The organism is Nonomuraea sp. NPDC049129, assembly GCF_040648495.1.
In the GTDB taxonomy this organism is placed as follows: domain Bacteria; phylum Actinomycetota; class Actinomycetes; order Streptosporangiales; family Streptosporangiaceae; genus Nonomuraea.
In genome coordinates this window covers 76,936-84,007 of the sequence record NZ_JBEZDU010000038.1, presented here as the reverse complement: position 1 = coordinate 84,007, position 7,072 = coordinate 76,936, and the positions used below count along the sequence as shown (strand labels likewise).

Below are 7,072 nucleotides of genomic sequence, written 5' to 3'. Positions count from 1 at the left end.
CGCAGCACGCTCGGCAACTCACCCGCCGGTCAACCGCAATCCACTGTCGACCAGCCGTGTCGCCATCTTGTCCGCGCCGTGTCATGGTCAAGTCATGGCGCGCCTACGCCTCGATCACACCGGGCCGCTACCTCGACAAACACCACTGGATCTCACTGGGGCCGGGACCCGGCATCACCGAGCGGCTGATCACCGACGCGGTCGAGGATTCCTACGACCTGGTCGCCGAGCGGCCGCAGCGACGCGACCGATGAGCGCCGCGAGCTTCCCCGCGAACGGCGAGCCCTCGCTCGTCAGCGTCCCGTGCAAGGGCTCGCCCCGTCCGCACACGCCCGCCTGCGACTCGAGAGACCGATGGAACCGACCGTAGTGACCCTGCCGCTCTTCGACGAGGAACCCTCCGGCCAGTCGCCGACCGCCTGCGCCCCGCAAAGCTGAAAGACGTCGTCGGGAAGACCACCATTACCCGGCTCCTCGCCGACGATGGCGACATGGCCTTCGAGCCGGTGTCGCCCACCTTCTCCGGGTGGCCGAACCGCCCCAGGCCACCGATGGTAAGTTGATCGACTTGCCTTAAGGATGGTGCGGGCGTACCTTCGCGTTGTGAGTCCATCGACTTACCTTACGACTCGGCAAGGAACAATCAACATGAATCGTCTTGCGGGCAAGCGCGCCCTCATCACCGGCGGCACGAGTGGGATCGGTCTGGAGACCGCGCAACGTTTTATCGCGGAGGGGGCCGACGTGCTGGTCACAGGCGTAACCCCGGCCAGCATCGACAAGGCGCGGCAGATCCTCGGGGACAAGGTGCCGGTGGTGCAGGCCGATGCCCGCGATCTCGATGCGCAGCGCGGCCTGGCGGAGCGGGTGCGTGAGCACTTCGGGGAGCTGGACGTGGCGTTCCTGAACGCCGGCGTCTCGGACTGGCGGCCGTTCGAGGACCACACGGAGGACAGTTTCGACCGGCTCTTCGACATCAACGTCAAGAGCATCTTCTTTCTCACGCAGGCCCTAGTGCCCGTGCTGGCCAACCCGTCCTCGGTCATCCTCAACGCGTCCAGCAGCGCGCACGGCGGCTATGGCCGGTCGAACGCCTACGCCGCGACGAAGGCGGCTGTCGGCTCCCTGATGCGGTCGTGGAACGCGGACCTGCTCAGGTCGCACGGCATCCGGTTCAACGCGGTCAGTCCCGGCCCGGTGGACACCCCGCTGTACTCTAAGCTCGGGATCGAGGACCCCGCGCAGCAGACGGCGGTTCTGGAGGCGATCAGCTCCGGCATCCCGCTGGGCCGCATGGGTATGCCCGAGGAGGTCGCGGAAGCCGTCGTATACCTGGCCTCCGATGTCTCCGCCTTCACTGTGGGCCAGGACCTTATCCTGGACGGCGGCCAGACCGTCCTCTGACAGCGAGGATACGGCTGGGAGACGGGCGAGGGGCGTGGGTATGACGGCGGCGGACCGTGACCGAGCGGAAACCGGTGGCGATACGTGCCAGGCCGGGTATCACGCGCAGATCAAAGCGGAGAACCGCGCGCGCATCATCCGCGCCGCCCGCGACCTCTTCCTCGCCCGGGGATACGACAAGACATCCCTGGCCCAGATCGCGAGGGAGGCCCGCGTCTCCACCGGCACCCTCTTCAAGCGGTACCCCTCCAAGGCTGCGCTGTTCGCGGCCGTCACCTCCGAACAGTGGCAGCTGGATGTGCAGTACGCCGAACCGCCCCCGCCCGGTGATCCCCGGTACGGTCTGGACCACATCGGCCGCGACTACGCCTGCCTGGTCTCGCGGCCCGGCACGGCGGCGCTGTGCCGCCTCATCATCACCGAACTTCCCCAGATGCCGGAACTCGCCGACATCGTCGGCACCGGCTTCGCCATCGACCGCGGACCCTTCTTCGACCGGCTCCGCGACTACCTGGACGCCGAAGCGCAGGCCGGCACACTCGACTTCCGTTCGGCCGACGGACAGACACAGCCGGCATCCGCAGTGGCCGAACAGTTCCTCGGCATGATCTGCGGCCAGCTCCTGTGGCCTCAACTCGTACGGACCGACTTCGTCCCGCCCGACCCCACCGACACCACGATCGTGGACGAAGCCGTCGCCCTCATGCTCACCCGCTATCGCGCCGGATCCTGAACCCCGGACCACCAGTTCACGCCGCCAGGACCCCGATACGTCGCCGTGCAGGTATGGGGTGACTCGACCGACAACGAATACAGACCCGTCGCGCCCGCTAACGTCGTTTCCGCTCGGTTGCAGCTCGACCCCGATACCGGTTGTGTGGGCGAGGTGCGCAGATGTGTGGCGTGCCGGAGGCAGTTGCCTGAGGGCTCGACCGGGCGGCGGAAATACTGTTCACCGGCGTGCTCGGCTCGGGCAGCTCGGTGGCGTGCGCGGGAGCAGGAGATGCTGGTCGCGACTGCGGAGTCGGCGGAAGCTGGTTTCGTTCGTGAGAGCCGACCGCGGTTGCTCGTCTGGTGTGACCGCGGCTCTGTTGCGGTGAAGTCGTTGTTCGTGAGTTTCGACCGCACCGTGTGGCTTACGGTGAGATGCTGGATGCGCTTCGTAGTCGAGGAGCGTCCTCATGCCCCCTTCGAAGGTCGAGCTGTACGCCGCGATCCGCCGAGATGCCCGCGCGGGGATGTCGGGCCGTGCGATAGAGCGGAAGTACCGTGTGGGCCGGCGGACGATCGTCAAGGCGCTGTCGTCGGCGTGGCCTGAGCCGCGGAAGAAGTTGCCGCCTCGGGGCTCGAAGCTGGACCCGTTCAAGCCTGCCATCGAGGAGATGTTGCGGGCGGACCTGGACGCGCCGCGCAAGCAGCGGCACACCATCACGCGGATCTATCACCGGCTGATCGACGAGCACGGGATGTCGGATGTGTCCTATCCCGTGGTCCGGGCCTATGTCGCGGAGCGCAAGCCGCAGATCAGGGCGGAGGCGGGCCGTGCTCCCACTGAGGCGTTCGTGCCGCAGTCGCACCGGCCGGGGGCCGAGGCGGAGGTCGACTTCGGTGAGGTCGTGGTGCGGCTGGCCGGAGAAGATGTCAGGTGTTTCTTGTTCTGCTTCCGGCTGTCGTTCTCGGGCAAGGCGGTGCATCGGGTCTCGCTGTCGGGCGGGCAGGAGGCCTTCTTCGAGGGCCACGAGCATGCGTTTCGCGTGCTGGGCGGGGTGCCGACCGGAAAGGTCCGTTACGACAACTTGAAGTCGGCGGTTGCCTCGGTGCTGGGGTTCAGCCGGGCCCGGGTGGAGACCGACCGGTGGACTGCGTTCCGCTCCCATTATGACCTGGATGCCTTCTACTGCCAGCCGGGCATTGCGGGGGCTCATGAGAAGGGCGGGGTGGAGGGGCAGATCGGCTGGTTCCGCCGCAATCACCTGGTCCCAGTGCCGGAGGTGCCGTCGGTGGAGGCACTGAACGCGATGATCGACCAGTGGGACGCCGCCGATGAGGCCCGCCGGATCGGGAGCCGAGCGCGGACCGTCGGGGAGTTCTTCGCGATCGAGAGGCCGCTGCTGAAGCCGCTGCCGGCCGAGCCGTTTGAGACTGGCCGCTGGTTCACCCCGCGGGTCGACCGGTTCGCCCAGGTCACGGTCCGCACCAACCGGTACTCGGTGCCGGTGCGGCTGATCGGCCGCCGGGTCCGGGTGCTGCTGCACGCTTCGGATCTGGTCGTCTATGACGGGCACACCGAGGTCGCGCGGCACGAGCGGCTGCCCGGCAAGTCCAGTGCCCGGCTGGACCTGGACCACTACCTGGAGGCGCTGGTCCGCAAGCCGGGCGCGCTGCCTGGGTCGACCGCCCTGGAGCAGGCCCGCGCCGCGGGCAAGTTCACTCCGGTGCACGACGCCTGGTGGGCCGCGGCGCGGAAGGCGCACGGCGATGCCGCTGGAACGCGGGCGCTGGTCGAGATTCTGCTACTGCACCGGCACATGGACGGCGAGCACGTCGTCGCCGGGCTGGCAGCCGCGCTGCGGGCCGGGGCACTGACCGCGGACGCGGTCGCGCTGGAGGCCCGCAAGGCCGCCGACGCCGGCGATCACCCGGCCAGCGATGACGACGTCCCGGCCGACCCGCCCGCCATCGCCTCGCTGACCGCTTGGAGAAGCTGCCGCCTGACACCCGGCCGTTGCCCTCGGTCGCCGCCTATGACCAACTGCTTCGCCGCCACCGAACCGCGCAGGAAGGACCCAGGACATGACCGTCAAGCCCCGTCACGGACTGACCGAGCAGGCCGCCGACGCCGCCGTCGACCAGGCCTGCCGGATGCTCCGCCTGCCCACCATCCGTACCCAGTTCCCTGAGTTGGCCGAGGCCGCCGCCCGCGAGCAGATGTCCTACCGTGACTTCCTCGCCGAGTTGCTCATAGCCGAGTGCGACGACCGCGCCCGCCGCCGCTCCGAGCGGCGGATCAGGGCCGCCGGGTTCCCCAGGGAAAAGTCGCTGCGGGCCTTCGACTTCGACGCCAACCCGAACATCGACCCGGCCGTCATCCACACCCTCGCTACCTGCGACTGGGTGAAGAAGGGCCTGCCGCTCTGCCTGATCGGCGACAGCGGTACCGGCAAATCCCACCTGCTCATCGCGCTGGGCACCGAGGCCGCCATGGCCGGCTACCGCGTCCGCTACACCCTGGCCACCAAACTCGTCAACGAACTCGTCGAGGCCGCCGACGACAAGCAACTGTCCAAGACCATCGCGCGATACGGCCGCGTCGACCTGCTCTGCGTCGACGAACTCGGCTACATGGAACTCGACCGCCGCGGCGCTGAACTCCTCTTCCAGGTCCTCACCGAACGCGAGGAAAAGGCCAGCGTCGCCATCGCCTCCAACGAGTCCTTCAGCGGCTGGACCAAGACCTTCACCGACCCCCGCCTCTGCGCCGCAATCGTCGACCGGCTCACCTTCGGCGGCAACATCATCGAAACCGGCACTGACTCCTACCGCCTCGCCCAGACCCGCGCAGCCCAGCAAGCCTGAACCAGACCCCGGTCATGCTCGCCATCAGCCTCGACACCGCCGACGCCATCGAGCTCGCCGAGCTCCTGGCATTCATCGGCGACTGGCTCACCGCAGACCCAGACAGACTCTCGCAGTCACTGCTCGCCTACATCGGCCACCCCGACTACGGGCTGGAAGCCCTCCACTCCGACCTGGACCGCTTCGCCTTCCTCCTCGCCGGCGACGACGGCGAGAACGTTTTTGGACGACGAGTACGGCGACGACGCCTGTGACTGGACGACCCCCGCCTGAGCGACACCGCCAGCGGACTCCGTGGTGCTGCGATAGATCGACCTGGGCCGTATTACCGCTGAGCGCCGTGCGGATCGGATCGCGATCGCGGTGCCGATCAGGCTGTTCTTAGCGGCACGCCATCGTGGTGGGCACCGATGACCACGCCAACCAGGACGGCGGGCTCGTCGAGGTCGTTGCGGCAGCTGTGCGGCACGCCGTTCACGATGAGCCAGTCACCGGGTCGCAGTCGGATTTCGGTGTCCTCCAGGACGAAGACGGATTCGCCGGATACCTGCATCAGGCAGTCGATCGACGCGGTGGTGTGGAGTGCGGACGTCCCTTTCACCGTGCCATAGCCGAACGGGTTTGGGTCGGGCACGAGCGGGTGGGTTTCCGGGTCGATCGCGGCTTTGAACATCTCCTGGCGTGCTGCTGGGTTGTCGGTCCCCCACAGGTCGTCCGGGTTGAAGTTCGCCGGCAGCGTGAACACGGTGACGTGAAAGCCGCCAGGGGCGGGCAGCAGCGGACCCCGGAACGCCGGTGCACTGCCATCGCCTGGGAACCGGACCGTCTCATCCGCCGCCCAGATCGACCACTTGTCCCCGTAGTCGGGATTGGTCGACCCGACTCGCTCGTCGGAGACGACGACGGCCCTGCCATCGGCCCCATAGCCGGTGACCACCCTGCGTATTCCGGTCATTGCCCACTTCCAGTGTGTGTTGATCCCGATGGTGTGACGATGCGCAACGCGGTCGCCATCAGCTCGGCGAGGTCCTCGCGCCCGCCCCGCTCGGCCCAGTGCACGATCGCCGCGGTCGCCGCCGCGATGCACGCTCCCGTGGCGACCCACAGCTCGAACTCCTGGTCCGGGTTGGGGCTCTCACCGCGCAACGCTTCAACGATGTAGCGCTGGGTCCGGTATTGGCCGTCCCACATCCGTGCCCGCAACGCCGGCACCGTGAGGCCGAGCCGCAACCGGGCCAGCAGCATGGCGCGGTCGGCGGGGCCATGGTCGGCGGTCGACTCGACCAAAGCGGCGCCGATGCGGTGCATCAGCGGTTCGCCCGCCGGCCGAGCCCGAATCCGGTCGACGATGACCGGGTCGTACTCGTCGGCGAGGACGAGGTCTTCCTTGGTCGGGAAGTAGCGGAACACCGTCATCGAGGAGACCTCGGCGGCCGCCGCGACATCGGCGACGGTGGTCGCCTCGTAGCCGCGCTCGGTGAACAGCCGCATCGCGTGTTCCTGGATCGTCCGCCGGGTGCGTGCCCGCCGAACCTCCCGCAACCCTTGCTTGCGCTCCACCATGTGTTAGACACTAACAACTGTTACCGTCTAACACAATCTGCCCCGATGCGTCGCCCGGTCAACGCGGCCGCCGACTGGTGCTTCCAGCAGCAGTGCGGTCGCTTTTCACGAACAACAACCACCGCTCCAGCCGCCGAGTGCGGTCAGAACTCACGAACAACCGCGGTCAGTTCTCGCGAACGAAGCCAGCGGAAGCTGCGGCGTGGTTCGAGAGGCCGGAGGCCTGCAGCGCGCGCAGGACGGCGTGGGCGCGGTGCCCGGAGTGCGGGGTGGCAGTGTGGGCAGGGGTAAGACGTCGCAAGGACGCGGTGTTCTGCTCGGCAAAGTGCCGCATGCGGGCATATCGGGCCCAGCAATCTGCGGACCAGACGACTGTGGATCTTAACGGTGAGCCGTAACGGCTGTCCGGTTTGTCCGGCAGGTTGTGACGGCTGTGCGTTAGGGAACGGGCGCTGTCCGGCGGGGCTTGGCCCGGAATCCCCACAGGGTGCATCGAGCCGTGTTTCTGAACCCCGCTTGCGGCAGTCCA

General features: G+C 68.0%; 8 protein-coding genes. 6 read left to right on the top strand and 2 right to left on the bottom strand.

Features of this window, described 5'->3' with window-relative positions:
* Window positions 1-83 precede the first annotated feature (83 nt).
* From AB0B64_RS55785 to AB0B64_RS55760, 6 genes are all read left to right on the top strand, one after another.
* Window positions 84-254, top strand: coding sequence for a hypothetical protein (locus tag AB0B64_RS55785; protein WP_357961232.1), 171 nt, complete (start codon window positions 84-86; stop codon window positions 252-254).
* Window positions 255-648: 394 nt separating this feature from the next.
* Window positions 649-1,404, top strand: coding sequence for an SDR family oxidoreductase (locus tag AB0B64_RS55780; protein ID WP_357961230.1), 756 nt, complete (start codon window positions 649-651; stop codon window positions 1,402-1,404).
* A gap of 40 nt (window positions 1,405-1,444) precedes the next feature.
* A complete protein-coding gene (locus AB0B64_RS55775; protein WP_358203275.1) occupies window positions 1,445-2,137 on the top strand; it encodes a TetR/AcrR family transcriptional regulator in 693 nt (230 codons plus the stop codon).
* 448 nt (window positions 2,138-2,585) lie between these two features.
* The gene (gene istA / locus AB0B64_RS55770) at window positions 2,586-4,304 is read left to right on the top strand and encodes an IS21 family transposase (RefSeq protein ID WP_358203270.1); all 1,719 of its coding nucleotides are present in this window, start codon (window positions 2,586-2,588) and stop codon (window positions 4,302-4,304) included.
* On the top strand, window positions 4,198-4,980 hold the full coding sequence (istB, locus tag AB0B64_RS55765) for an IS21-like element helper ATPase IstB (protein ID WP_358203263.1): 783 nt from the start codon (window positions 4,198-4,200) through the stop codon (window positions 4,978-4,980). Before istA ends, istB begins: the two co-directional genes overlap by 107 nt.
* Window positions 4,981-4,994: 14 nt before the next feature.
* On the top strand, window positions 4,995-5,234 hold the full coding sequence (locus AB0B64_RS55760; protein WP_358203257.1) for a hypothetical protein: 240 nt from the start codon (window positions 4,995-4,997) through the stop codon (window positions 5,232-5,234).
* Between the two features lie 116 nt (window positions 5,235-5,350).
* On the opposite strand, the gene AB0B64_RS55755 is transcribed toward AB0B64_RS55760, so the two are convergent.
* Together AB0B64_RS55755 and AB0B64_RS55750 are read right to left on the bottom strand one after the other, a co-directional pair.
* On the bottom strand, window positions 5,351-5,917 hold the full coding sequence (locus AB0B64_RS55755) for a hypothetical protein (protein ID WP_358203248.1): 567 nt from the start codon (window positions 5,915-5,917) through the stop codon (window positions 5,351-5,353).
* Between the two features lie 14 nt (window positions 5,918-5,931).
* The gene (locus tag AB0B64_RS55750; protein ID WP_358203242.1) at window positions 5,932-6,543 is read right to left on the bottom strand and encodes a helix-turn-helix domain-containing protein; all 612 of its coding nucleotides are present in this window, start codon (window positions 6,541-6,543) and stop codon (window positions 5,932-5,934) included.
* Window positions 6,544-7,072 lie beyond the last annotated feature (529 nt).